This window comes from Aeromicrobium phoceense (assembly GCF_013868155.1).
In the GTDB taxonomy this organism is placed as follows: Bacteria; Actinomycetota; Actinomycetes; order Propionibacteriales; family Nocardioidaceae; genus Aeromicrobium; species Aeromicrobium phoceense.
Genome location: NZ_JACEOG010000001.1, coordinates 988,698 through 1,013,956, shown reverse-complemented (window position 1 = coordinate 1,013,956; position 25,259 = coordinate 988,698). Strand labels below are relative to the sequence as shown.

Annotated in this window: 21 protein-coding genes; 8 read left to right on the top strand and 13 right to left on the bottom strand. The window is 71.3% G+C overall.

Annotated features, from left to right (window positions below; genetic code table 11):
* Nucleotides 1-43: 43 nt before the first annotated feature.
* From H1W00_RS04790 to H1W00_RS04775, 4 genes are read left to right on the top strand one after another with little or no spacing between them, the layout of a single operon-like run.
* Nucleotides 44-1,060 carry an iron-siderophore ABC transporter substrate-binding protein gene (locus H1W00_RS04790; RefSeq protein WP_206679967.1) on the top strand — a complete coding sequence of 339 codons (1,017 nt, stop codon included), beginning with the start codon at nt 44-46 and terminating at the stop codon, nt 1,058-1,060.
* A complete protein-coding gene (locus H1W00_RS04785) occupies nt 1,057-2,088 on the top strand; it encodes an iron chelate uptake ABC transporter family permease subunit (protein WP_181754126.1) in 1,032 nt (343 codons plus the stop codon). The genes H1W00_RS04790 and H1W00_RS04785 overlap by 4 nt, the downstream gene beginning before the upstream one ends.
* The gene (locus H1W00_RS04780) at nt 2,085-3,128 is read left to right on the top strand and encodes a FecCD family ABC transporter permease (protein ID WP_181754124.1); all 1,044 of its coding nucleotides are present in this window, start codon (nt 2,085-2,087) and stop codon (nt 3,126-3,128) included. Before H1W00_RS04785 ends, H1W00_RS04780 begins: the two co-directional genes overlap by 4 nt.
* Nucleotides 3,125-3,922 carry an ATP-binding cassette domain-containing protein gene (locus tag H1W00_RS04775; RefSeq protein WP_181754122.1) on the top strand — a complete coding sequence of 266 codons (798 nt, stop codon included), beginning with the start codon at nt 3,125-3,127 and terminating at the stop codon, nt 3,920-3,922. The genes H1W00_RS04780 and H1W00_RS04775 overlap by 4 nt, the downstream gene beginning before the upstream one ends.
* Nucleotides 3,923-3,984: 62 nt before the next feature.
* On the opposite strand, the gene H1W00_RS04770 is transcribed toward H1W00_RS04775, so the two are convergent.
* A complete protein-coding gene (locus tag H1W00_RS04770) occupies nt 3,985-7,218 on the bottom strand; it encodes an Ig-like domain repeat protein (RefSeq protein WP_181754120.1) in 3,234 nt (1,077 codons plus the stop codon).
* 178 nt (nt 7,219-7,396) lie between these two features.
* Nucleotides 7,397-8,218 (bottom strand): 1,4-dihydroxy-2-naphthoyl-CoA synthase, encoded by an 822-nt coding sequence (gene menB, locus H1W00_RS04765; RefSeq protein ID WP_181754118.1) that lies wholly within the window; start codon nt 8,216-8,218, stop codon nt 7,397-7,399.
* Between the two features lie 25 nt (nt 8,219-8,243).
* Between menB and H1W00_RS04760 the strand changes: the two genes are divergently transcribed.
* Nucleotides 8,244-8,993 carry a helical backbone metal receptor gene (locus H1W00_RS04760; RefSeq protein WP_181754116.1) on the top strand — a complete coding sequence of 250 codons (750 nt, stop codon included), beginning with the start codon at nt 8,244-8,246 and terminating at the stop codon, nt 8,991-8,993.
* On the opposite strand, the gene H1W00_RS04755 is transcribed toward H1W00_RS04760, so the two are convergent.
* From H1W00_RS04755 to H1W00_RS04725, 7 genes are all read right to left on the bottom strand, one after another.
* Entirely contained in the window at nt 8,994-10,415 is a 1,422-nt protein-coding gene (locus H1W00_RS04755) for an NAD(P)/FAD-dependent oxidoreductase (protein WP_181754114.1), read from the bottom strand. It lies immediately after the preceding gene.
* 61 nt (nt 10,416-10,476) lie between these two features.
* Nucleotides 10,477-11,493 (bottom strand): hypothetical protein, encoded by a 1,017-nt coding sequence (locus tag H1W00_RS04750; protein WP_181754112.1) that lies wholly within the window; start codon nt 11,491-11,493, stop codon nt 10,477-10,479.
* Nucleotides 11,494-11,617: 124 nt separating this feature from the next.
* Nucleotides 11,618-14,206 (bottom strand): ATP-dependent chaperone ClpB, encoded by a 2,589-nt coding sequence (gene clpB / locus H1W00_RS04745; RefSeq protein ID WP_181754110.1) that lies wholly within the window; start codon nt 14,204-14,206, stop codon nt 11,618-11,620.
* A gap of 141 nt (nt 14,207-14,347) precedes the next feature.
* Nucleotides 14,348-15,838 (bottom strand): PTS ascorbate transporter subunit IIC, encoded by a 1,491-nt coding sequence (locus H1W00_RS04740; RefSeq protein ID WP_181754108.1) that lies wholly within the window; start codon nt 15,836-15,838, stop codon nt 14,348-14,350.
* Nucleotides 15,839-15,867: 29 nt separating this feature from the next.
* Nucleotides 15,868-16,137 carry a PTS sugar transporter subunit IIB gene (locus H1W00_RS04735; RefSeq protein WP_181754106.1) on the bottom strand — a complete coding sequence of 90 codons (270 nt, stop codon included), beginning with the start codon at nt 16,135-16,137 and terminating at the stop codon, nt 15,868-15,870.
* The gene (locus H1W00_RS04730) at nt 16,134-16,604 is read right to left on the bottom strand and encodes a PTS sugar transporter subunit IIA (RefSeq protein WP_181754104.1); all 471 of its coding nucleotides are present in this window, start codon (nt 16,602-16,604) and stop codon (nt 16,134-16,136) included. Before H1W00_RS04730 ends, H1W00_RS04735 begins: the two co-directional genes overlap by 4 nt.
* A gap of 119 nt (nt 16,605-16,723) precedes the next feature.
* Nucleotides 16,724-17,353: a class I SAM-dependent methyltransferase gene (locus tag H1W00_RS04725; RefSeq protein WP_338072824.1), complete on the bottom strand. Its 630-nt coding sequence runs from the start codon at nt 17,351-17,353 to the stop codon at nt 16,724-16,726.
* A gap of 78 nt (nt 17,354-17,431) precedes the next feature.
* Between H1W00_RS04725 and H1W00_RS04720 the strand changes: the two genes are divergently transcribed.
* From H1W00_RS04720 to H1W00_RS04710, 3 genes are all read left to right on the top strand, one after another.
* The gene (locus tag H1W00_RS04720) at nt 17,432-19,063 is read left to right on the top strand and encodes a GDSL-type esterase/lipase family protein (protein WP_181754101.1); all 1,632 of its coding nucleotides are present in this window, start codon (nt 17,432-17,434) and stop codon (nt 19,061-19,063) included.
* A gap of 77 nt (nt 19,064-19,140) precedes the next feature.
* Nucleotides 19,141-20,610: a flavin-containing monooxygenase gene (locus H1W00_RS04715; protein ID WP_181754099.1), complete on the top strand. Its 1,470-nt coding sequence runs from the start codon at nt 19,141-19,143 to the stop codon at nt 20,608-20,610.
* Entirely contained in the window at nt 20,607-21,755 is a 1,149-nt protein-coding gene (locus H1W00_RS04710) for a zinc-binding dehydrogenase (RefSeq protein ID WP_181754097.1), read from the top strand. The genes H1W00_RS04715 and H1W00_RS04710 overlap by 4 nt, the downstream gene beginning before the upstream one ends.
* Here the strand turns inward: H1W00_RS04710 and H1W00_RS04705 are convergent.
* The 4 genes from H1W00_RS04705 to H1W00_RS04690 all read right to left on the bottom strand — a co-directional run bounded on the left by H1W00_RS04705 (nt 21,736) and on the right by H1W00_RS04690 (nt 25,173).
* Nucleotides 21,736-22,119 (bottom strand): hypothetical protein, encoded by a 384-nt coding sequence (locus H1W00_RS04705; protein ID WP_181754095.1) that lies wholly within the window; start codon nt 22,117-22,119, stop codon nt 21,736-21,738. The genes H1W00_RS04710 and H1W00_RS04705 overlap by 20 nt on opposite strands.
* 55 nt (nt 22,120-22,174) lie before the next feature.
* Nucleotides 22,175-23,155, bottom strand: coding sequence for a prenyltransferase/squalene oxidase repeat-containing protein (locus H1W00_RS04700; protein ID WP_181754093.1), 981 nt, complete (start codon nt 23,153-23,155; stop codon nt 22,175-22,177).
* Between the two features lie 67 nt (nt 23,156-23,222).
* On the bottom strand, nt 23,223-23,936 hold the full coding sequence (locus tag H1W00_RS04695; RefSeq protein ID WP_181754091.1) for a class I SAM-dependent methyltransferase: 714 nt from the start codon (nt 23,934-23,936) through the stop codon (nt 23,223-23,225).
* Nucleotides 23,923-25,173 carry a glycosyltransferase gene (locus H1W00_RS04690; RefSeq protein ID WP_181754089.1) on the bottom strand — a complete coding sequence of 417 codons (1,251 nt, stop codon included), beginning with the start codon at nt 25,171-25,173 and terminating at the stop codon, nt 23,923-23,925. Before H1W00_RS04690 ends, H1W00_RS04695 begins: the two co-directional genes overlap by 14 nt.
* Between the last annotated feature and the right edge of the window lie 86 nt (nt 25,174-25,259).

Here is a 25,259-nt window from a genome sequence, read left to right as displayed (position 1 = left end):
AGGCTTAGGCTTGGCTTACCTACCCGTGATGAAAGGTACTCCCTTGCGCCTCGCACCCCTGCTGGCCGCCGCGACCCTCGCGCTCAGCCTTGCCGCCTGCGGCTCCTCCTCCGACGACGCGAACGAGTCCTCGGGAGCCTCGGGCGAGAACTTCCCGGTGACGATCGAGCACGCGCTCGGCAAGACGCCGATCAAGAGCCAGCCGAAGCGGGTCGCCACCGTCGCGTGGTCGAACCAGGACACCGCCCTGTCGCTGGGCGTCGTGCCGGTCGGCATGCCCAAGGTCACCTACGGCGACGACGACACCGACGGACTCCACCCGTGGGTCAAGGACAAGCTCGACGAGCTCGGCGGCGAGGCCCCCGTGCTGTTCGACGAGACCGACGGCATCGACGCCGCCGCGGTCGCCAAGACGACGCCCGACCTGATCCTCGCGCCCAACTCCGGCCTGACGAAGGAGGAGTACGAGACGCTCAGCAAGATCGCGCCGGTCGTCGCCTACCCCGGCCAGGCCTGGGGCACCTCGTGGCGCGACGCCATCAAGCTCACCGGCCAGGCCCTCGGCAAGTCCGACGAGGCCACCCAGCTGATCTCCGACCTGGAGCAGCAGATCACCGACGCCACCGAGAAGCAGCCGGAGATCAAGGGCAAGACCGCCGTCATGAGCTGGATCGACCCGAGCGACCTGAGCAAGGTCGGCTACTACACGGCGTCCGACACCCGGGCGACTTTCCTCAACGACCTCGGCTTCGAGACGCCTGACTTCGTCACGAAGGCCTCCGAGGGCAGCGACCAGTTCTTCCTGGAGATCAGCTCCGAGAAGGCCGATGAGCTCAACGGCGCCGACGTGTTCGTGGGCTACGGCGACGACGCGGCCCTGAAGAAGGTCCAGGCCGACCCGCTGCTGGGCCAGGTCACCGCGTTCAAGAACGGCTCCGCCGCCCTGCTGGAGGACAACACGCCGATGGCCGCGGCCGTGTCGCCCTCGGCCCTGTCCATCCCGTGGATGATCGACGACTACGTCGCCCTGCTCGCGGACGCAGCCGCGAAGGTGAAGTGACCACGACGACCGATCCGACCGTGGGGGCTGCCGCGCTGACGCGACAGCCCCCGTGGTGGTTCCTCGTCAGCATCGTGGCGCTCGTCGCCGCGGTGTTCCTCTCGGTCGCGTTCGGCGCGCGGGTCGTGAGCCTGTCCGACGTCGTGGAGGCGCTCACCGGCAACGGTGGCGACGTCACCTCCGCCGCGATCCGCTCACGCGTGCCGCGCACGATCCTCGCCGTGCTCGTGGGCGCCGCCCTCGGCATCGCCGGTGCCGTGCTGCAGGCCGTCACCCGCAACCCGCTCGCCGACCCGTTCATCCTCGGCATCAACTCGGGCGCCTCGCTGCTCGTCGTGATCGGCATCGCGTTCTTCGCCGCCGCATCGATGCCCGAGTACATCCTCTTCGCGCTCACCGGCGCCGCGCTGGCGGCTGTCTTCGTCTACCTCGTCGGATCGCTGGGCCCCGGCGGGCCCACTCCGCTCAAGCTGGCGCTGGCCGGCGCGATCACCACCGCCGCCTTCACCTCGCTCTCGAGCGCGATCCTGCTGCCGCGGATCGACGTCATGCGAGTCTTCCGGTTCTGGCAGGTGGGCAGCGTGGGACGCGCCGAGAACTCCGACACCCTCATGGTGCTGCCGATCCTCGTGGTCGGCGCGGCGATCTGCTTCGCCAGCGCCCGCTCCCTGAACATCCTCGCGCTGGGCGACGAGGCCGCCGCCGGGCTGGGCGTCTCGGTCGTCCGGACGCGCCTGCTGGCCGCCGCCGGGGCGATCATCCTGTGCGGCGCCGCCACCGCGCTGGCCGGGCCCATTGGCTTCGTCGGTCTCGTCGTGCCGCACCTGTGCCGGCTCGTGGTCGGGGCCGACCACCGCTGGCTGCTGCCCGTGTGCGCCACCGTCGGCGCCACCCTGCTGACCCTGGCCGACGTCGTCGGTCGCGTGCTCGGCCGCCCGGGCGAGATCGACGTCGGCGTGATCACCGCACTCATCGGCGGACCCGTCTTCCTCTGGGTCGTCCTGCGTCGCACCGGGGGTGCCACATGACCATGACCCTCCCCACCGGCCCCGAGATCGTTCACGCCGCCCGCACCCGCGGCGCGCGCCGCGCCACCTGGACCGTCGTCGGCCTGGCGATCACCCTCGTCGTGCTGTTCGTCGTTTCACTGAGCGCCGGCGACCCCGTCTACTCGCTCGGCGACGTCTGGCGCGTCATCATCGGCGAGCAGGTGCCGGGCGCCTCGTTCATCGTCGGCGAGCTGCGCCTGCCCCGATCCGTCCTCGCGGTGCTCGCGGGCGCGGCGTTCGGCCTGGCGGGCATCACCTTCCAGACGATGCTGCGCAACCCGCTGGCGAGCCCGGACATCATCGGCATCACGAACGGCGCCAACGCCGCCGCCCTGTTCGGCATCGTCGTGCTGGGCGCGAGCGGCCTCGCGGTCTCGCTCGGCGCGGTCGTGGCCGGCGTCGCCACCGCCGCCCTCATCTACGGCCTCGCAGCCTCCGGCAAGGCCGTCGGGACGCGGCTCATCCTCGTCGGCATCGGCATCGCCGCGATGCTGCACAGCGTCACGTCGTACCTGCTGGTCTACGCCAACGAGCTCGACCTTCAGCGGGCGATGCGGTGGCTGAACGGCAGCCTCAACCTCGCGACGTGGGAGACCGTGGCGATCGTGGCGGTCCCCTTCGTCTTCCTCGCGCCGGTCCTGCTGCTGCTCGGGCCTCGTCTGGCGCTGCTGCGGCTCGGCGAGGACCTGGCCGCCGGACTCGGCGTCCCGGTGGAGACGACGCGGCGGATGCTCGTGCTCGTCGCGGTGGCACTGGCCTCGTTCGCCACCGCGGCCACCGGGCCCATCCTGTTCGTCGCGTTCATGGCCGGGCCGATCGCCACGCGCCTGGTCGGCCACCGCGGCTCGCTGATGCTGCCCTCGGCGCTGGTCGGCTCCACGCTCGTGCTGGCGGCCGACCTCATCGGCCAGTACGCCTTCGACACGCGCTACCCCGTCGGCGTCATCACCGGCGCGCTCGGCGCACCGTTCCTGATCTACCTGCTCATCCGCACCCAGCGCACGGGAGGCTCCCTGTGACCACCACCCTGACCACCGAGTCACTGACCCTCGCTTACGGCGACCGGCCGATCGTCTCCGACCTCACCCTGTCGCTGCCGGCGGGGAAGATCACGACGATCGTCGGCGCGAACGCGTGCGGCAAGTCCACGCTCCTGCGCGGTCTCGCGCGCCTGCTGCCCGCCCAGTCCGGCCGCGTCCTGCTCGACGGCAGCGACATCCACTCGATGCCGACCAAGCACGTCGCGCGACGCCTCGGCCTGCTGCCCCAGTCGCCCATCGCGCCCGAGGGCATCACCGTGGCCGAGCTGGTGGCCCAGGGCCGCCATCCCCATCGCCGCTCCTTCGCGCGATGGACCGCCGACGAGGACGCGATCGTGGCCTCCGCACTCGAGGACACCGGCGTGCTCGAGCTGGCCGACCGCGTCGTCGACGAGCTCTCGGGTGGACAGCGCCAGCGGGTCTGGATCGCCCTCGCGCTCGCCCAGCAGACCGAGGTCCTGCTGCTCGACGAGCCGACCACGTTCCTCGACGTGTGCCACCAGGTGGAGGTGCTGGACCTGCTGACCGACCTCAACCGCACGCGCGGCACGACGATCGCGATGGTGCTGCACGACCTCAACCTCGCCGCGCGCTACGCCGACCACCTCGTCGCCGTGGACCGCGGGCTCATCCACGCCCAGGGCTCGGCCGAGGAGGTGCTGACGCAGGAGACGGTCAAGATCGTGTTCGGCCTCGACGCCCGCGTGGTCGAGGACCCCACCAGCGGCCGCCCCATGATCCTGCCGCTGGGGCGTCACCACGTGCGGGCCTGACCGAAGCGCAGATTCCCCGGTTACGTGTGGAGTACCACGTAACCGGGGAAACTGTCAGCCCGTCAGCGGACGCGGACCGTGGTCGCGTTCGCGCTGGGCGAGAGCAGCGACGAGCCGCCGTAGCGCGCCCAGACGGTGCGCTTGCCCTTGGCCGACTTCAGCGTGACCGTGGCCTTGCCGTTGCGCAGCTTGACCACCTTGGTCGAGGAGCCGACCTTAACCCGCACGGAGCCGGTGGGCGTGCCCGCCGACGACTTCACCGTGACGGTGACCTGGACGCGGCCCTTGCCGAGCGCCTTGGCCCGGACCCCGGTGCGCGAGGCCGCCTTGGCGACCTTGACCGTGGCCGGAGCCGAGGCCGACGGGGCGAAGCCCGCACCCGACGGGACGAAGTGCGCCGTCAGACGTCGCGAGCCGGGCTTGAGGCCCGACACGCTCAGGGTCGCCGTGCCGCTCGCCGGCAGCGCCCGCGAGGCGAGCACCTTCGAGCCCTCACGCACCTGCACCGTTCCGGTGGGCTTCTGCGCACCGGCCGCCGTCACCTTGACGGTGGCGCTGATCGACCGGCCGTAGGTCGCCGTCGCCGGGACCTTCAGCGTCGTCGTCGTGGCCACCACCGGAGCGGGCGCCGGGACGCCCTCGCCCTCGGGGGCCGCCCAGAACAGCGCACGCGCCGCCTGGCTCTGGCCACCCTTGGTGTGCGAGCGGTAGACCGGCGACGTGCCGAACACGAACGCCTTGGCACCCGAGGGCAGCGAGGCCGAGACCGCGGCCGGCTGGCCCGCCGCGTTCAGCGGACCGTTCGAGCCGTTCGTGTCACGCCAGTGACCCGACAGCAGCGGGTTGCCCGTGGCGTACCGCTGCTCGACCGTGACCGACTCCGGCAGCCCCGTGAACCACGTGGCCGGGTAGACGAAGGCGAACTTCTGCGCGTACGGCGCCAGCACTCCCGCGTCGGCGGTGTCGATCGTGACGATGCCGTTGCCGGAGTTGTTGCCCACCACCGCGGTGCCGTCGGCGATGAGGCCGAACGTCTTCGCCGCGTTGAAGGCACCCGCCGCGCGACCGACGATGCTGCCACCGGCGTCGACGAAGGACTGCACCGCAGCGCGGCCGGCGGCCTGGCTGTCGTTGAAGTTCAGCGCCGAGCCGAGCCACAGCACGTCGACGCCGTCGAGGATCGCCGGGTTGGCGGTGATCGTGGCAGCGGTGACGGCCTGCAGGTCGTCGAAGCCCAGCTGCGTCAGCGAGAGGAGGTCGTCCTGGTTGCCGGTGTAGCCGATCTTCAGGTCCTGCAGCCCTCGCGTGGACTCGTCGGACAGCTGCGCGATCTCGGCCGCCGTCGCCTTGTCGACGTCGACGTCGAACTCCTCGGCGGCGTCCTCGAGCGCGTCGCGGGCCTCGTCGGCCTCGACGATCGCCGAGCCGTCAGCCAGGACCGACACCGCGACCTCGTCCTCCAGCAGCGCGTTCAGCGTCCGGAAGTCGTTGACGCCGGCCAACTCGAACGTGAGGTACGAGCCGCCCGAGGCGACCTTGCCGTCGGCGTTGCCGGTGGTGACCTTCGTGGACGCCGGCAGCGAGCCATCGCCCGTGGTGCCGAACGAGTCCACGTCGACGCCCCAGAGGTGGCCCCAGCTCCACGCCGACACGTCGTACATGCTCAGGATCCCGGGCTTGTTCGAGATGTCCGAGCCGGGCGCCAGCAGGGCGTGCGCCAGGTTGCGGTTGGGCTGCGACATGTCGACCACGTACGAGCCCGCGGGATACGACGTGCCGTCGATCGTGGTCGCCGAGTCGAGGCGACGGACCGCGATGTTGTGCATCAACAGGCGCGACACCAGGAAGCGCGCGTCGGAGATCGAGCGCTGCTCCTTGCCGACCGGGATGACGAACGCGCGGGGATACTGCACGGCCGTCTGGTCGTCGGAGTCGTTCCACAGCGGCTTCCACTCGGCCGGCCCGGGGACCGCGTCGATGTTCGCCTGCGTGAGCGCGACGCGCTCGGCGCCGACGTTCGCGCGCCGGAAGAACTCGACCTGGTCGGCGAGCATCGCGTCGTCGTTGGCCACGACGTAGTCGACCAGGCTCTCCATCGTCTTCTTCGCCACGGCCACGTTGATGGTGGCGCTCGCGGGCGTCTGGGAGCTGCCGTTGGGGCGGCCCTTCGGGAGCTCCACCGTGTTGCTGACGGCACCCGCGAAGGCGGCGTACTGCGCCGTGAAGATCGGCGGGAAGTCGTCCCAGCCGGTCGGGGTGTCGCGGTAGGGGATCTTGATGTGGTCGGTGTCGTCGCTCGTGTTCTCGGGCACGACCTGGCCGGTCACCACGTTGTAGTACGTGTTGCCGGGGATCTCGGCGTCGACGACGTCGCGCTCGACCTTCAGCGCCGCGGCGTAGGCGTGCGGGATGAACAGGTCGTACTCGTAGTCGTCACCATGCGGCGGGCCGCACGGCTCGATCTGCAGCACACTCGTGTAGCCGTGGAAGTCGGCCGCGTAGAGCGCCTGCACCGCGTGCGCCGTGCGGACGAACGACGTCGACTCCGGTGTCGTGTTCGTGATCATGTCGCGGTTGGCGTCGAGGTTGAGCGCGGTGGGCCGCTGGCCGATCGTGCGGCCGTCGGGGTTGAGCACGACGCTGAAGTACAACCGGTGACCGCGCAGCAGCGACTTGACGTCGTTCCACGGGGCGGAGGCGAGCTCCTCGATGTAGTCCAGCGACGCGTCCGTGCCCTCCCACTCGTTGCCGTGGATGTTCGAGCTGATCCAGATCGGGGTCTTGTAGCCCGACTTCATCGCCGCGTCGGTCGCCGCCTCGCCGGGGTTCGTGCGGATCTTCTTGCGCCATGCGGTCTGCTGGGCGGTCTGCTCCTCGTCCTCGGGCGCGGTGACCGTGACCAGGTACAGCTGGCGGCCCTGCGCGGACTCACCGACGATCTGCGTCGAGACCCGGTCGGACGCGCGCATCAGCGACTGCAGCCGCGGGGCGATGTCGTCGTAGCCGATGAGGTTGCCGGTGTCGGCCGCGTCGGGATTGGCGTCCGGGTAGACCTTGAGCTTCGGCTGGACCGGGTAGGAGTCCGGCATCGCCAGGGCGCCCTCGGGCTCGTCCTCGGCGGCGGCCGCGCGCGCGGCCTTCGCGGTGAGGGACCCGGGGGTCGTGGGCTCGGGAGCGGAGCGGACGGTGGCGGACGGTGGAGCGGTGGGCTTCTCGGCGGTGGCTGGGCTCGAGCCCAGCATGGATGCCAGGAGCGCGATGCTCGCGGCAGAGGCCAGCAGACGGGTGGTGCGCACGGACGGACTTCCCTTCGGACGGGTCCGGCAGAGCGTCTGGTGGGGCACCACCGGCAGGGGGATTGCCCGCCATCTTGCTTGCTCCGGACCCGCTCGGGGAAGGGTAAGTTGCGCTGGGGGTCAGCCTTCAGGACGGTTTAACGCACGGGACGCGTGGTGCGCCTGCGGTTTCCCAACCTCAGGGACGGCGCGGGAAGCGGCTGAAGTCCGGGGTGCGCTTCTCCTTGTAGGCGTCGCGACCCTCCTGCGCCTCGGCCTGCCCGTAGAACAGCAGGTTGGCGTCGTGGGCGAGCTGCTGGATGCCCGCGTAGCCGTCCTCGTGCGCGTGGAAGCTGAGCTTCGACAGGCGCAGCGCCCACGGCGACAGCTGCAGCATCTCGCGGCACCACCTCAGGGTCTCGGTCTCGAGGTCGGCCAGCGGCACGACGGTGTTCACCAAGCCCATACTCATGGCCTCGTTCGCGTCGTACTGGCGGCACAGGAACCAGATCTCCTTGGCCTTCTTCGGGCCGACGAGGTCGGACAGGATGCTCGCGCCGTAGCCCCCGTCGAACGAGCCGACCTTGGGCCCGACCTGTCCGAAGCGGGCGTTGTCGGCCGCGATCGTCAGGTCACAGACCAGGTGCAGCACGTGGCCGCCGCCGATGGCCCAGCCGGCCACCATCGCCACGATCGGCTTGGGCGTGCGGCGCATCTGCACGTGCAGGTCGGTGACATCGAAGCGGCCGGTGGCGCCTTCGTCGGACTTGTAGCCGGAGTCGCCGCGTACCCGCTGGTCACCGCCGGAGCAGAAGGCCTTCTCGCCCTCACCGGTCAGCACGATCACGCCGACCGACTCGTCGTCACGCGCGATCGTGAGGGCGCGCGAGATCTCGCGGATCGTCTGCGGGCGGAACGCGTTGTGGACCTCGGGGCGACAGATCGTGATCTTGGCGATCCCGTCGGCCGTCGTCTCGTACCGGATGTCCGTCCACTCGCCCGCGGCGTTCCACTCAGTCATGGTTTCCACCCTAGGGTGGGCCGCGATGCACGATGACCTCGGCTTCGACCTCCCGCCGCTCGGCGCTGCCCGGCGCGTGGTCAGCCTCGTTCCGTCCCTCACCGAGGCGATCGCCGCCACGCGACCCGAGGCACTCGTCGGCGCCACCGACTGGTGCACCCACCCGGCCGGGCTCGAGGTCGCCCGCGTGCGCGGGACGAAGAACCCCGACCGCACGGCGATCGAGGCGCTCTCCCCCGACCTCGTGATCGCGAACAAGGAGGAGAACCGCGAGCTCGACGTCACCCGCCTGCGCGCGGCGGGCGTGCGGGTGTGGGTCACCGACATCACCACGCTCGACGAGGCGTTCGCCAGCCTGCGTCGCCTGTTCGCCACGGCGCTCGACTGGGACGTCCCCGCGTGGCTCGACGAGGCCGAGCGGGCGTGGAGCGAGCCGGCCGCCCCCGACGGCCGCCGCGTCGCCGTGGCGGTCTGGCGCGATCCGTGGATGGTGGTCGGCCGCGACACGTTCACCGGCGACCTGCTGCGGCGGCTCGGGCTCGTGCACGCGTTCGCCGAGGCGTCGGACCGGTATCCCCACGTGGAGGTGGGCGACCTGGACTCCGCCGACCTGGACCTCGTCCTGCTGCCGGACGAGCCCTACGTGTTCACGAGCACCGACGGGCCCGAGGCGTTCCGGGCGGTGCCCACCGCGCTGTGCAGCGGCCGGGCGCTCACCTGGTACGGGCCGTCGCTGCTGACCGCGCGCGACGAGCTGGCCGCCGCGCTGGCCTGATCAGTCGCGCGGCTCGTCGATCTCGTCGATCGTCTGCTGCGCGACGGCCTTGCGCACCTGGGCCTTCTTCGAGATCGACTTGCGGGCCGACCGCGCCGACTTCTTCGGCGTCACCGTCTCGATGTCGCTGCCGGAGACGATCTTCGGCTCGTGGGCGATCACGTAGGGCGTCTCGCCGACGATCGCGTTGTGGCTGCGCCACAGCAGGTACTTCAGCGTCAGGTTCGTCATGGTGGCGAAGCGGTTGCGGTTGCCGAGCAGCAGCGCGACGTGGACGGTGACCCAGATGAACCAGGCCGGGAAGCCCTTGAGCCGCGGCAGGCCACGGACCTCGGCGATCGCGGCGGCACGGCCGATCGTGGCCATCGTGCCCTTGTCGAAGTACTTGAAGGGCTTGGGCAGGTCCTTGCCCGAGACGCGCGCCTTGATCACCTTGGCGACGTGCTTGCCTCCCTGGATCGCGGGCTGGCCCAGCTGGGGCAGCGGCGAGTCGGGGTTGACCGAGATGTCGCCGATCGCGAAGACGCCCGGCTTCCCGCGGACCTGCTGGTGCTCGTCGACCTCGATGCGGCCGCCACGGCCCTGCGGCAGGCCCCAGTCCTTCACCACGCCGTGCGCGGCGACACCGGAGGCCCACACGACGATGCCCGCGCTGAGGAACTCCTGGTTGCCGTCGTTCTCGATGAGCACGCCGTCGCGGCGGACCTCCTTCACGGCGGTCTTCAGGCGCAGGTCGATGCCGCGCTTGATGAGCTCCTTCTTGGCGTACTCGCGCAGCTTCGGGTGGAAGGGCGCCAGCACGTGCTCACCCATCTCCACCAGCGAGATGTGGATGCGCTTGGAGTCCAGCTCGGGGTAGGTCGTCGGCATGTCGAGGTTGCGCATCTCGGCGAGCGCGCCCGCGGTCTCGACGCCGGTGGCGCCACCGCCGACCACGACGACGCGCAGGTCCTGGTCCTGGCCGTTGACCGCGGCGTTCTCGAGGTTGGCGAAGATCAGGTCGCGCAGGGCGAGCGCCTGCGAGCGGCGGTAGAGCGGCATCGCGAACTCCTCGGCACCGGGGACGCCGAAGTAGTTGGCCGTGACGCCGTTCGCGAGCACGAGGTAGTCGTACGTGACCGTGATGTTGCCGTCGAGCAGCACCGACTTGGCCTCGTGGTCCATCGAGACGACGGTGCCCTTGAGGAAGCGGATGTTGTCCTGCTTGGCACGCACGGCGCGCAGGAACCACGTGATGTCGCCGGGGTTCAGGCTGGCCGTGGCCACCTGGTAGAGCAGCGGCTGGAACGTGTTGTAGGTGTGCCGGTCGATCAGGGTGATGTCGACGTCGGCTCGCGCGAGCTTGCGCACCAGGGCCAGTCCGCCGAATCCGCCTCCCACGACGACGACGTGTGGACGATAGGACGCTCGGACCATGGACATGAGATCCAGCCTAACGAGCCTTTTTCATCGGTTCACGCCGGAGTGGCCGGTGTGAGCACGATCATGCCCGGCGGAACCACGCTTTCGCCTCAGGACGCGACAGCTGGACGATCACCACGATGGCTCCGAGGATCCACACCAGGCCGACGGGCAGCCCGAGAGCCGCGAAGCCGGCCGTGACGACGCTCACGACGACGAGCGCCCACCAGCCCAGCGGCGCGCCGGAGGCGGCCCACGCGGTGGCGGCCAGACCGACGAGCGAGAGGACGAGCCACCCGCCGAACAGCCAGGTGCCGAGGGTGACCATCTCGCCGGCGGTGATCCCGGCACTGTCGAGCTGGCGTTGCAGGAGGTCGTTCTGCTCGTACTGGGCGGTGACCTCGTCGCGAAGTCCGACGAGGGCCAGCAGGACGACGCCCGAGCCCAGCGCGCCGACCAGGTAGGCGATGCCCGAGATCAGCAGGGCCAGGCCGACGGGTCGCGGCCGGCCGCCGGCAGGAACGGCGCCCGAGTGCGGCACGGTGGCGTGCTGGGCGGGGTCGTACGGCGGCGGCTGGACCGGCTGACCGGGCTGCACCGGCTGGTTCGCCGGGCCGGGAGGGGGGAACTGCGTGGGCGCGGACGGCACCGACGGAGCGGTGCCGAGCGACAGGGGCGTGCGGCCGTTCATCACCGCGAACCACTCACGCGCCGGGGCGGTCCACAGCAGGTACACGATCAGCAGGCCGAGGATCGCCGGCAGCAGGCCGGCCACGCCACTGGCCAGGAAGCCCGCCGCGCCGATGCCGGCGAGCACGCTGAGGCCGATGCGCGAGGACTGGTGGCCGCGCGCGGCGTAGAACGAGAAGACGGTCGCGGCGATCGCGCCGACCAGCAGCGCCATGATCACCCAGCGCAGGGTGGGCAGGACGGCGTCGGGATCGGCGCCGGTCGGCTCGAGGACCTGACGCAGCCCGTCCTGGACCTCGATTGAACCCCAACCCGCCAGCACCTCGTAGAGCGCGACGGCCGCCAGGATGCCGCCGAGCCCGCCGTACACGCAGGCGAGCGTCACCGAGCGGGGCCTGGGGGTCGACATGCCTTCGATCCTCCCAGATCGCGCCTGACGCCCTCACCCCCGGACCGAGCCCGTTCCCGCCCTGACGCGACGGCGCCTCCCCGGGGGATTCCCGGGGAGGCGCACGGCACGACGCGACCGGCCGTCAGGCGCGGCGCACCACCAGCTCGTCGGCGTCCGGCTCGCGGTCGACCAGGACCGTGTCGCCGTCGCGGACCTCGCCCGCGAGCAGCTCGCGGGCGAGCCGGTCGCCGATCGCCTGCTGCACCAGCCGGCGCAGCGGCCGGGCACCGTAGGCGGGGTCCCAGCCGGTGAGGGCGAGCCACTCCTTCGCCGCCGAGGTCACGTCGAGCGTGATCCGGCGTGGCGCCAGGCGCTGGCCCAGCGAGGCCAGCTGGAGGTCGACGATGTGCGTCAGGTCCTCCACCCCGAGGGCGTCGAACATGACGACCTCGTCGAGCCGGTTGAGGAACTCGGGCTTGAAGGACATCCGCACGACGTCCATGACCTTGTCGCGCTTGGCCGCGTCGTCGAGCGCCGGGTCGACCAGGAACGACGAGCCCAGGTTCGACGTGAGGATCAGGATGACGTTGCGGAAGTCCACCGTGCGGCCCTGGCCGTCGGTGAGCCGACCGTCATCGAGCACCTGCAGCAGGACGTCGAAGACCTCGGGGTGGGCCTTCTCGACCTCGTCGAGCAGCACCACCGAGTAGGGCCGGCGCCGCACCGCCTCGGTGAGCTGGCCGCCCTCGTCGTAGCCGACGTAGCCCGGAGGGGCACCGACGAGCCGGGCGACGGAGTGCTTCTCGCCGTACTCGCTCATGTCGATGCGCACGATCGCGCGCTCGTCGTCGAACAGGAAGTCCGCGAGCGACTTGGCCAGCTCGGTCTTGCCGACGCCGGTCGGGCCGAGGAACAGGAACGAGCCGGTGGGACGGTCGGGGTCGGAGACGCCCGCCCGCGCCCGGCGCACCGCGTCGGACACGGCGCGCACGGCGTCGCGCTGGCCGATGAGCCGCTTGCCGAGCTCGTCCTCCATGTGCAGGAGCTTCGCGGTCTCGCCCTCGAGCAGGCGCCCGGTGGGGATGCCGGTCCACGACGCCACCACCTCGGCGATGTCGTCGGAGCCGACCTCCTCGTGCACCATGCGGTCGTCCGCGACCGACGCCTCGGCGGCCTGGGCGTCGGCGAGCTGCTGCTCCATCTGCGGGATCTCGCCGTAGAGCAGCCGACTGGCAGTGGCCATGTCGCCCTCGCGCTGGGCGCGGTCGGCGGCGATGCGTGCCTCGTCGATGCGCTCCTTGATCTCGCCGACGGCGTTGAGGCCCTGCTTCTCGGCCTCCCACCGCTGCTCGAGCGAGCGCAGCGTCTCCTGCTTGTCGGCCAGCTCTTGGCGGAGCTTGGCCAGGCGCTCCTGGCTCGCCTCGTCCTTCTCGTTCTCCAGGTGCAGCTCCTCCATCTTCAGGCGGTCCACGCCGCGGCGGAGCTCGTCGATCTCGACGGGGCTGGAGTCGATCTCCATCCGCAGCCGGCTGGACGCCTCGTCGATGAGGTCGATCGCCTTGTCGGGCAGCTGGCGGCCGGGGATGTAGCGGTGCGAGAGGCTCGCGGCGGCCACGAGAGCGGCGTCGGCGATCTCGACCTTGTGGTGGGCCTCGTACTTCTCCTTGAGGCCGCGCAGGATCGCGATCGTGTCCTCCACGCTCGGCTCGCCGACGTAGACCTGCTGGAAGCGGCGCTCCAGCGCGGGGTCCTTCTCGATCGACTCGCGGTACTCGTCGAGCGTGGTGGCGCCGATCATCCGCAGCTCGCCGCGGGCCAGCATCGGCTTGAGCATGTTGCCCGCGTCCATCGCGGAGTCACCGGTGGCGCCGGCGCCCACGACAGTGTGCAGCTCGTCGATGAACGTGACGACCTGGCCGTTGCTCTCCTTGATCTCGGCGAGGACGGCCTTGAGCCGCTCCTCGAACTCGCCGCGGTACTTCGCGCCGGCGACCATCGCTCCGAGGTCGAGGCTGACGAGCCGGCGGCCGCGCAGCGACTCGGGCACGTCGCCGTCGATGATGCGCTGGGCGAGCCCCTCGACGACGGCGGTCTTGCCGACGCCGGGCTCGCCGATCAGCACGGGGTTGTTCTTCGTGCGGCGGCTCAGCACCTGGACGACGCGGCGGATCTCGGCGTCGCGGCCGATCACCGGGTCGAGCTTGCCCTCGCGGGCCAGGGCGGTGAGGTCGATGCCGTACTTCTCCAGCGACTGGTACTGGTCCTCGGCGTCCTGGCTGGTGACGCGCGCGCCGCCGCGCACGGCCTCGAAGGCCGCGGTCAGCGTCTCGGGCGTGGCGCCCCGGGAGGCGAGCAGCTGCTGGGCCGGGCCCGCGACGGTGGCGATGCCCACGGTGAGGTGCTCGCTGGAGACGAACTCGTCGCCCAGCTCGCCCGCGAGGTCGATCGCGCGCTGCAGCACCTCGTGGGTGGCGCGCGCCAGCTGCGGGTTGCCGACGGTGGAGCCGCTGGCGCTGGGGAGCCGGTCGATGACGGCCTCGAGCTCGGTCAGCACGGTCTGGGGATCAGCGCCGGCCGCGGTGAGCAGCGGCGCGGCGGTACCGCCCTGCTGGGTGAGCAGGGCTCGGAGCAGGTGCGCCGGCTCCACGGTGGGGTTGCCGGCGGCAGCGGCCTGCTGCATCGCGGCAGCGAGGGCCTGCTGGCTTCGCGTGGTGAGGTTGTTCAGGTCCATGTCAGTTCCAACGTACCCAAAGTTGAGTCCATTCCACTCAACCTTGCAATTCGTCCTGTGATCTGGGCCAAAGCGGTGATCTGGGCCGAACGCACGCAGGCCCGCCCCTTCCGGGACGGGCCTGCGAGGTCGGACGGATGGCTACTCCTTGGCGGGAGTCTCCTTCGTCGCGGCAGCGGCCGCGGCGTCCTCCTCCGCGAGGATCTCGTCGCGTCGGGCGCCGGGCGTCCAGCCGGAGTCGACGACCTTGACCTGGTAGATCGAGGCCGCGACCACGAGCACCACGCCGATGAGGACGCACAGCACGATCCCCACGCCGGAGCCCGCCTGGAAGCTCGTGCCGAGCAGCGTGCCGAACCAGCCGAAGTCGGCGTCGCCGAAGGTGGAGTTGATGTCGCCGAGCGCGCCGAAGACCTGCAGCAGCAGCGCCGGCAGGATCGTGATGAGCACGCCGTTGACGAAGCCGCCCACGACGGCGCCCTTGCGTCCACCCGTGGCGTTGCCGTAGACGCCGGCACCGCCACCGGTGAAGAAGTGCGGCACCATGCCGGGCAGGATCAACGCGAGGCCGAAGGCCGGCTCCAGCCACACGGCGATCAGCGCGAGCGTCACCAGACCGCCCACGAACGAGGCCAGGAAGCCGATCAGCACGGCGTTGGCGCCGAACGGGAAGACGATCGGGATGTCGAGCGCCGGCTTGGCACCGGGGACGACCTTCTCGGCGATGCCCTGGAAGGCGGGGACGAGCTCACCCAGCACGGTACGGACGCCGTAGAGGATGATCGCGACGCCGACGCCGAACTGCAGCGCCTGGGCGAAGCCGGCCATGACCGCGGCACCCGCGTCGGCGGCGCCGAGCAGCTCCTTGGTGCTTTCGGGGCTGGCGATCAGGCCCCAGATGACGAAGACCTCGTAGATGAGGACCATCGACAGCGCGGTGGCGACCATCGAGTCGCGCAGGAACTTCAGGCCCTGCGGGAAGTCGATCTCCTCGGTGGAGCGGCTCCTCTTGCCGACGGCCTGACCCGAGGCACCGGCGGCGATGTAGCCCAGCGTGCCGAAGTGGCCGATGGCCAGCGTGTCGTCACCGGTGATCTTGCGGGTCCACGGCTGCGCGAGCGCCGGCATGACCACCATGATCACGCCGAGCAGGAACGCGCCGACGAGGACGACCAGCCAGTCGTTCTTGCCGTCGAGGCCCACCGAGAGCACCACGGTCAGCATGAGCGCCATGAAGACCATGTGGTGACCGGTGAGGAAGATGTAGCGCAGCGGCGTGAAGCGGGCCAGTGCCAGCATCACGAGGAAGCCGAGCGTCAGGACGTAAGCGCTCTGCGCGCCGTACTGCTCGGCGGCCATCGCGGTGATGACCTCGTTCGTCGGGATGACGCCCTGGGCGCCGGTGACGTCGAGGATGATCTCGCCGAGGGGGGCCAGCGAGGCGATGACCACGTTCGCGCCGGCGCCGAGGATCAGGAAGCCGAGGGCCGCCTTGAGGCCGCCACCGATCACCTGTCCGCTGGAGCGCTTGAGCGCGATGAGGCCGACCGCCGTGATGATGCCGATCAGGTACGCCGGCACGTTGAGGATCTGCTGTCCGATGAAGTCGAGTACGTCGACCAACCAGTCCATGTCGTTCTCTTTCTAGGTTCCGTCGTCCGTCAGACGAGGGGGGTCAGCTTCGCCGTGATCTCGGCGACGTCCATGAAGTTGTCGATGACGATGACCTCCGCCGGCACGTCGCCGATCTCCGGCGCGAGCTCGGCCGAGGTCAGGACGATCTGGGCGGTGCGGGCGGCACCCTTGGCGGTGCCGATGTCGGCGGCCTCGACGTCGGCGTCCTTGCCGAGCGCACGGAGGGCCTTCTCGGCGTTCATCTTCAGCAGCACCGAGGTTCCGATGCCCATTCCGCACACGGCGACGATCTTCATGAGGTGGGCCCTTCGTTGGCAGTGGTGGGGGTCAGGAGTTCGAGGACACGCTCGGCGGAGTCCGCCTCGCGCAGCCGGTCCAGCAGTTCGGTGTCGCCGAGGACGGCGGCGAGGGCGGACATCAGACCGAGATGTCCGTCGTGGTCCAGCGCGGCCAGGGCGACGACGAGCCACACCGGGTCGTTCTTCTCGTGGCCGAACTCGACGGGCTCGGCCAGCTGCAGCCAGCCCAGTCCGGCGCGCTGCACGGCGGGCGACGGGCGCGAGTGGGCCAGAGCGATGCCGGGGGCCAGCACGATGTAGGGGCCGAGCTTCTCGACCGTCTGGACCATCTCGTCGGTGTACTCGTCGGTGGCGACGCCGACCGCGGTGAGCAGGGCACCGGCCTGCCGGACGGCGTCGCGCCAGTCCGAGGCCTGGGCACGGACCGCGATCGCATCCTTGGTGAGTTCGTCGTTGAGTGCCACGAACGCCCCCTTTCGTCCCCGGTGGGACGGCTGCTTGGAGCGTAACCCGCCCCGGGTGTCTTTTGCCTAACCCTAGGCATATGTCGGCGCGTCGCCGCCCGCGACCCCGGGGCGAAGGGTCAGGCGGGTCGCTGCAGGACGCGGAGGCTCTCGGTGTGACCGACCTCGACGAAGCCGTCGGCCAGCGCGCGCTCGTAGATGTGGAAGGGCGCCTGTCCGCCGTCGTTCGGGTCGGGGAACACGTCGTGGATCGCCAGGGCGCCGCCCGGACGCACCCACGGCGACCAGCCCGCGTAGTCGGCCTGCGCGGCCTCCTCGGTGTGGCCGCCGTCGATGAAGACGAGGTCGGCGGGCGTGCGCCACCACGACGAGATCGTCGAGGAGCGGCCGACCATCGGCACGACGACGTCCTCGAGCTTCGCGGCCCACAGGGTGCGGCGCAGGACGGGGAGGGTGTCGAACGCACCGGTCTCGGGGTCGACCAGCGAGGCGTCGTGGTACTCCCAGCCGGCCTGGTGCTCCTCGGAGCCGCGGTGGTGGTCGATCGTCACGAGCGTCGCTCCGGACTCGCGGGCGACGTGGCCCAGATGCACCGTGGACTTGCCGCAGTAGGTGCCGATCTCGACGATGACTCCCCCGGGGGTGGCGTACTGCGCAGCCGCGGCGCGCAGGGCCGTCGCCTCGACGTCGGGGAGGAAGCCACGGACCTCGTCGGCGATGCGGGTCAGGTCCTCGGGGAGCGCGTTCACCCGCCGCACTCTACGACCCCCGAAGTGGGTGTGACGGAAGTGGCAAGAGGGACTCATTTTCTGACGTAGCATCGTCCGGTGACTCGACGCCCCTGGATCCTGACGGCCGCCGTCGCCGTCGCGGTGTCGTTGCTCGCAGCGCCTCACGCCACGGCCGACGAGGCGGCTCCGGTGGAGACCGTGCCCACCCCGGTCACCACGCCCGAGCCGACCGCTCCCGCGACGACTCCCCCGCCTTCGGACGCCGACCCCGGCGCCATCCAGGAGGGCGGTGAGGTCACGGTCCCGAACCCCGCCGCGCCGTCCCTCCGGAACCCGCGCGTCCTCGTGTTCGGCGACTCCTTCTCCGCCACGCGCCGCTACAGCGCCGGTGGCACGCGCACGCGCCCCAAGGCCTGGTGGGCGCACGTCGCCGACGCGGCGGGCCTGCCGGCATCGGAGGTCATGGTGAGCGCCGAGGGCGGCAGCGGCCTCCTCGCCCGCGGCCACGGCGAGCGGCTCGAGGCGTGCACCGGCACCACGTTCGGCGAGCGGCTGACCGACCTCGCCACCACGGACCCGGACCTCGTGATCGTCGAGGTCGGCCGCAACGACGTCCACCGCTGCCGCGCCGGCGTCCGCGTCCCGGCCACCGCGGCCGAGCGACGCGCCGCCGCCGACGCGTACTTCGCGACGCTCGCCCGGCTGGCCGACCGCCAGGGCATCCCCCGCTCCTTCGTCTACGTCATGACCCCGTGGGGCTCGTCGGGCGGCGCGGGGAAGATCGCCACGGCGACGCAGTACGAGGCGCTGGCCAAGGCGCGCGGCTTCACGTGGATCGCCCTCCCGTCGCTCGTCCGCAGCCAGACAATCGACGCGATCCACCCCACCGCCGCCGGCGCGAGCACGCTGGCCGCGTGGGCGATGCGGGGCTCCGACCTGACCGCTGCGATCCGCTCGCGGGGCACGCGGCACGGGGCCGTCCCGAGCCACGCGCTCGCCCAGTGCACCGGCGTCAGCGCCTGCCGTCGCGCCGGGGTCTCGACCCGGCGTCACGACACCGTCACGCGCCGGATCTGGGGCGCGGCGAAGGGCACTCCGACCCACTACGTCGCCCACCGCTTGAGCACGGGTGGCCGCCGGTCCGCGCCGGTGCTGACCACCACCTCGCCGCGGTCGTGGCGCACCGCAGCCCTGAAGGAGCGGGCCGCCACGCAGGTCGCGGAGGCCCGGCCGGGCGACATCGCCTGGTGGCTCGCCGCACCCAGCGGGGCCGGCTCGCCGTCGCAGGGCCACCTGGCCGTCGTCGAGAGCGTCGCGAGCAACAACTCCTACGTGGTCGTCACCGAGCTCACGAGCCGGGGCACCTTCCGCTCGGTCCGGTACGCCGGCACGTCGTACCCCCGCGCCTTCCTGCGCTTCGCCGGCACCGACGGCAGCCCGCGCGGCGTCGTCACCGGCCTGAGCGCCAAGCGCGGCTCCGTGGCCGTCCGCGGCCGCGCGGTGGACACCGACGCGGAGACCAAGGGCGTGCAGATCCGCGTCAAGGTCACGCAGGGCCGTCGCACGTGGACCCGCACGGCCACCCGCACGAAGCTCGGCTTCTTCCACCGCTTCTCGGTGCCGGGCCTGCGCAAGGGCGCCGCGGTCGTCAAGGTGACCGCCCTCGACGCGCCCGGCACGCGCGGCACCACCCGCACCCTGCGGACCAGCCGCGTCACCGTGCGCTGAGCCGCCGCGAGCGGCACGCAAGGGCGAACCTGCCACCAGTGCTGTCACAATCACGTGACGCACGCCACAATCAGTCCATGACCTTGCAGCGTGACGTCGACGTCCTCATCGTCGGAGCCGGCCTCTCCGGCATCAACATGGCCTACCGGATCCAGCAGGCCTGCCCCGGGCTGACCTACGCGATCGTCGAGCGACGCGACCGGATCGGCGGGACGTGGGACCTGTTCCGCTACCCCGGCGTCCGCTCGGACTCCGACTTCTTCACCCTCGCGTTCCCGTTCCGGCCGTGGCGCGGCAAGGACGCCATCGTCGACGGCGACCAGATCCTGGAGTACCTCGAGGACACGGCCCGCGAGGCCGGCATCGACCGCCACATCGCCTTCGGCCGGCGCGTGGACTCCGCCGACTGGTCGTCGGTGGACTCCCGCTGGAGCGTGGAGGCGAGCGGTCCCGAGGGCCCCGAGACGTGGTCGGCGCGGTTCGTCGTGGCGTGCACGGGCTACTACGACTACGACTCCCCCTACGACCCCGGCTTCGCGGGCGTGGAGGACTTCGACGGCACCCTGGTGCACCCGCAGTTCTGGCCCGAGGACCTCGACCACACGGGGAAGCGGGTTGTCGTGATCGGCAGCGGCGCGACCGCCGTGACCATCGTGCCCGCGATGGCCGAGACCGCCGAGCACGTGACGATGCTCCAGCGCACACCGAGCTACCTCCTGGCCCAGCCGAAGGGCGACCCGATCGCCGACGTCGTGCGGAAGATCGCGCCGCCCACCGTGGCCCACCACGTGGTGCGCACCAAGAACATGTTGCTCCAGTGGGCGCTGTTCCAGGCGTGCCAGCGCGCGCCGAAGGCCATGCGCTCACTGCTGCTGAAGGGCGTCGCGCACGGCACCGGATCGGCCGAGATCGCCGAGCAGCACTTCAACCCGCCGTACGACCCGTGGGACCAGCGCCTGTGCGTCACGCCGCAGGGTGACATCTTCGCCGCCATCAAGGCGGGCACGGCCTCGGTGACCACCGCCCGGATCGACCGCTTCGTCCCCGAAGGCGTCCGGATCGAGGACGGCACGGTGCTCCCGGCCGACATCGTGGTCACCGCGACGGGCCTGTCCATCAAGATCCTCGGCGGCGCGAAGGTGAGCGTCGACGGCGAGCCGCGCGACCCCTCCGACTCGTTCGCTTACCACGGCACGATGCTCACCGGGCTGCCGAACCTGGCCTTCTGCGTGGGCTACATCAACCTGTCGTGGACGATGCGGTCGGACCTGACGTCCCGCCTCGTCGCCAAGGTGCTGCGGCGCCTCGTCGATTCCGGCGCGAGCTCGGTGGTGCCGGAATTCACCGGCTCGGGCCCGACGGCGCCGCTGATGGACATGCAGTCGGGCTACCTGCAGCGCGGCGCCCACCTGATGCCCCGGGCGACGGACTCCTACCCGTGGTCGTTCCGCCAGAACTTCCTCGTCGACTCCTGGTCGACGAACCGCGCCGACCTCGACGACGGGCTGGTGTGGACCGCCCCCGACCGCGCGGAGGCCCCGGCGTGAAGGCGGTCAGCGTCCACGAGGGCGAGCTGACGGTCGTCGACCTGCCGACCCCCGAGCCCGGACCCGGGCAGGTGCTCGTGGCCGTGACGCGCTCGGGGATCTGCGGCTCCGACCTGCACGCGCGCGTCCATGCCGACGCGAGCGCCGACGTGGCCGTCGAGGTCGACTACGACCGCTTCATGCGGCGCGCGCACCACGTCGTGATGGGTCACGAGTTCACCGGCACGGTGGTCGCCTACGGGCCGAAGTGCCGCAAGCGCTGGCCCGTCGGCACGCCCGTGGTGGCGCTGCCCGTCCTCAAGCGCGACGGGCAGGTCGACATGACCGGACTGTCCGAGCAGGCGCCCGGCGGGTACGCCGAGTACGTCCTCGCGCAGGAGGCGATGACCTTCGAGGTCCCGGCCGGTGCCGACCCCGACCAGGTCGCCATGACCGAGCCGCTCGCGGTGGCCCACCACGCCGTGAACCGCAGCGAGATCCGCAAGCGTGAGGTCGCGCTGGTGATCGGCTGCGGCCCGATCGGCCTGGCGGTGATCCTCATGCTGAAGGCCGCTGGCGTGAGGACCGTCGTCGCGAGCGACTACTCACCGGGCCGCCGCGCCCTCGCGCAGCGCTGCGGCGCCGACGTCGTCGTGGACCCGGCGGTCCAGTCGCCGTGGGAGGCCTACTCCCGCCCGGCGACCCACCTGAGCTCCGCCCCCGACTACTTCGGCCAGGGCATCGACGCGATGCGGATGCTGCGCCGCGTCCGCCTCGTGCCGTGGAAGCGCGTGATGAAGGTGGCCGAGCGCGCGGGCCAGACGCCGCGCGGCCCGGTGGTCTTCGAGTGCGTCGGCGTGCCCGGCGTGATCGAGGACCTCGTCACCCACGCGCCGATCCGCTCGCGCATCATCGTCGTGGGTGTCTGCATGGAGCCCGACACGTTCCGCCCGACGATGGCCGTCAACAAGGAGCTCGATCTGCGGTTCGTGTTCTGCTACCAGCCGCACGAGTTCCACGAGACGCTCGAGATGATCACCGACGGCCGCGTCGACCCCACCCCGCTGCACACCGGCACGGTCGGCCTCGACGGCGTCGCGCAGGCCTTCGACGACCTCGCCGACCCCGAGCGGCACGCGAAGATCCTCATCGATCCGACGAGGTGACCGATTTCCCGTCACGACCGGCCGCGCACCGACGGAGACGGCGCTCGAGTGGCTCGCTGAGGAAGATCCCGACGCTCGTGCAGACCAGCAGCGCATCGGAGAGGAGTTCGGCGCCCAAGATGTCCGCGGTCACGACCATGAGGAGCAACGCCCCCAGGACGGCGCGGAGGCTCCACGCCAAGGCTTCCTCGCCGCGGTTGGGACGGAGCGCGATCGCCAGCAGGACCGCCATCACGGCGATCGCCCAAGCCGTCTGGTCGAGCCACACCAGGAACCCGGCCGTCAGCCCGAGGGACACGAGCAGCGCGGTCAGTCCCCACTCCCGCACGGATGTGCGGGAACTCCCGCCGACCGACTGCTCCACGCATGCAGGATCGCAGCGCGAGTGACCCTGTGTCAGGCCTATCCGAGGACTGGGCTCAGCGGCCCATGAAGCCGGCGGCGGGGGTGGCGCCGGTGAGGGCGTCGTGGGCGAGCAGGGCGGTGCCGGCGGTCCAGGTGGACTGCTCGACGGGCCAGCGCTTGCCGTCGTTGTAGACCAGGCCGGTCCACCAGGCGCCGTCGGGATCGCGCAGGTGCTGGATGTCGTCGTAGAGCGACGTGGCCGCGTCGAGGCGGCCGGCGCGCACGAGGGCCAGGACCAGCTCGAGCGTCTCGCCGCCGGTGACCCACGGGTTCACGGTGACACAGCGCGTGCCGAACTCGGGCACGACGAACTCGTCCCAGCGCTCGTCGATCCGGGCCGCCGCGGCCGCGCCGTCGAGGACGCCCGTCATCACCGGGTAGTACCAGTCCATCGAGAAGCGCGGCTTGGGCGTGAACAGCTCGGGCCGGTGGGTGAGGGCGTCGGCGATGCCGTCGGCGGCATGCTCCCAGTGCGGGCGCGGGTGGCCCCAGCGCTCGGCGAGCCGGGCGGCGCACCGCAGGCTGAACACGATGCTGGCGTTGCCGGTGACGAGGCACTCGCCGGCGACCTTGCCGTCGATGCCGCGCGCCCAGGCCACCGGACCGTTCCCGACCTGGAGCTCGAGCACCACGTCGACCGCGCGCTCGAGCATCTCGAAGAAGCCACGACCATCGACGCCCAGCAGCTCGAGGTGCCACAGTCCGGTGGCCACGTACGCGCAGTAGTTCGCGTCGGTCTCGGGCTCCTCGACGCCGTCGTCGTCGGCGCCGGGCCAGTACTTGCGGCCCCACGAGCCGTCAGGTCGCTGCGCGTGCCGAAGCCAGTCGTAGCCCGCGACGGCCTCGTCGACCAGGCCCGCCGTGGCCAGCCCCATCGCGGCCTGCACGTGGTCCCACGGGTCGAGATGACCGCCCTCGAACCACGGGATCGCACCGCTGGTGAGCTGGACGGACGCGATCCACTTCCCGGTCTGCTCGGCCTCGGTGGGCGTCACCGCGCCACCACGACGCCGAGTGGCGCATTCCGGGTTGCGAGTGGGGCGCGCGCTGCGGCGGCGTGCATCAGAACGGCTTCTGGAAGTACAGCGCGACGCTCTTGCCGAGCACCGGGTTGAGGGCCTTCTCGGCCCACCGCGTGGTGCGCGGGGCCTTCATCATGTCCCACACCAGCAGCTGGTGGTAGCCGCGCACGAGGGGGTGCTGGTCGCGCTCGACGCCGACCGCGCACTTGATCCACCAGTACGGCGCGTGCAGGGCGTGCGCGTGGTGCTGGTGCGTGAACGTCAGGCCCGTCGCCTCGACCTTGCCGCGCAGCTCGTCGGCCTTGTAGATCCGGATGTGGCCACCCTCGTTGGCGTGGTACTCGTCCGAGAGGGCCCAGCACACAGCCTCGGGCATCCAGCGCGGCACGGTGACGGCGAGGATGCCACCGGGCGCGAGGATGCGCTCGAGCTCGCTGATGGCCTGCACGTCCTCGGGCACGTGCTCGAGGATCTCCGAGGCCAGGACGACGTCGAACGAGCCGTCCTCGTAGGGCATGTCGAGGATCGTGCCGACCTTGATCTCGCCGCTCCCGCCCGGCGGGACCTCGCCCTCGAGCGCCATCGCGCCGAACATGTCCTCGACGCCCTTCAGCTCGACCTCGTCCATGTCGAAGGCGGTGACGTGCGCGCCGCGGCGCAGTGCCTCGTAGGAGTGACGGCCGGCGCCGGCGCCCACGTCGATGAAGCGCGTGCCGCGGCCCACCCGGAGTCGGTCGAAGTCAACGGTCAGCATGGGGGTTCCTTCCGTCCCGGGACTGGCGAGCACGGTGATCGCCGATCACCTTCTCATAGGCCTGTGTGGTGGCTCGGGCCACCGCGAGCCAGCTGAAGCGCTCGATCGCCCGGCGGCGGGCGACCGAGGAAAGCCGCTCGCGCTCGGCGGGGTCGTCCAGCAGCCGACCGATCTGCGTCACGAGCTGCTCGACGTCGCCCGGCTCGACGAGCACGCCCGCGTCGCCGACCACCTCGGGCAGGGCGCCGGCGGCACTGGCCACGAGCGGCGTGCCGCACGACATGGCCTCGACGGCGGGCAGGCTGAAGCCCTCGTAGAGCGACGGCACGACCATGACCTGGGCCGAGGAGATCAGCGCGGCCAGCTCCTCGTCGGAGATGCCGCTGTGCACCGTGACGGTGCCGGCGAGATCCCCGCGGTGGATGCGGTGGTGCGCGGTGCCCTCGGGATCGAGGTTGGACACCAGCTGCACGTCGATGTCGCGATCGGTGCTGAGCTTCGCGGCCGCGTCGAGGAAGTGCGAGAGGCCCTTCAGCGGGGAGTCGGCGCTGGCGACCACCACGAGCCGCCCGGGCACCCGCTCGTCCGACGGGCTGAACAGGTCGGTGTCGACGCCGAGCGGCACGACGGTCATCTGCTCGGGACGCAGCCGGAAGTCGGCCACGGTGTCGCCGGCGGAGGCCGACGAGACGCCCAGGATCGTGCGGATCCGTCGCGCCACGAACGCCTGCATCCGCACGAACGCGTACCAGCGGCGCGTCGTGATCTGCTTGCGCAGCGGGGCGGCGGCGATGTCGAGCGCGCGGTCGCGGCTGATCGGGTGGTGGATCGTGGCCAGGAACGGCTGACGCCGGTTGATCGAGAGCAGCCCGAAGCCGAGCGACTGGTTGTCGTGCACGACGTCGAAGCCCGACAGGTCGAGGCGGCGCGCGCGGAGGCTGAAGGTGAGCGGCTCGGGGAACGCCGCCGTGAGCATCTGCAGGTACTCGAGGACGTCGATCCAGTCGCGGAACTCGCGCAGCCTGGGGGTCCGGAACGGGTCGTCCTCGCGGTAGAGGTCGAGGCTCGGCACCTTCTCCAGGCGCACGGACGGGTGCAGGTCCTCCGGGTACGGCTGGCCCGAGAAGATCGTCACCTCGTGCCCGAGGTCGGCCAGTCCGGCGCTGAGGTTGCGCACGTAGACGCCCTGCCCACCGCTGTGCTGCTTGCTGCGGTACGACAACAGTGCAATCCGCACGCGGCCTCCTCGGGTACTCGTGGGTAACCCATTGTGCCGGGTCGGACGGCGGTCGGCTCAGGGGGCGCTGATCTGCACGCTCCGCA

What these genes read in the sequence shown, in the direction of transcription:
- H1W00_RS04780 (WP_181754124.1), top strand. Translation starts at nt 2,085, where the DNA reads ATGACCATGACCCTCCCCACCGGCCCCGAGATCGTTCACGCCGCCCGC.
- menB (WP_181754118.1), bottom strand. Translation starts at nt 8,218, where the DNA reads ATGACTGAGTGGAACGCCGCGGGCGAGTGGACGGACATCCGGTACGAG.
- H1W00_RS04760 (WP_181754116.1), top strand. Translation starts at nt 8,244, where the DNA reads ATGCACGATGACCTCGGCTTCGACCTCCCGCCGCTCGGCGCTGCCCGG.
- H1W00_RS04755 (WP_181754114.1), bottom strand. Translation starts at nt 10,415, where the DNA reads ATGTCCATGGTCCGAGCGTCCTATCGTCCACACGTCGTCGTCGTGGGA.
- H1W00_RS04750 (WP_181754112.1), bottom strand. Translation starts at nt 11,493, where the DNA reads ATGTCGACCCCCAGGCCCCGCTCGGTGACGCTCGCCTGCGTGTACGGC.
- clpB (WP_181754110.1), bottom strand. Translation starts at nt 14,206, where the DNA reads ATGGACCTGAACAACCTCACCACGCGAAGCCAGCAGGCCCTCGCTGCC.
- H1W00_RS04740 (WP_181754108.1), bottom strand. Translation starts at nt 15,838, where the DNA reads ATGGACTGGTTGGTCGACGTACTCGACTTCATCGGACAGCAGATCCTC.
- H1W00_RS04735 (WP_181754106.1), bottom strand. Translation starts at nt 16,137, where the DNA reads ATGAAGATCGTCGCCGTGTGCGGAATGGGCATCGGAACCTCGGTGCTG.
- H1W00_RS04715 (WP_181754099.1), top strand. Translation starts at nt 19,141, where the DNA reads ATGACCTTGCAGCGTGACGTCGACGTCCTCATCGTCGGAGCCGGCCTC.
- H1W00_RS04695 (WP_181754091.1), bottom strand. Translation starts at nt 23,936, where the DNA reads ATGCTGACCGTTGACTTCGACCGACTCCGGGTGGGCCGCGGCACGCGC.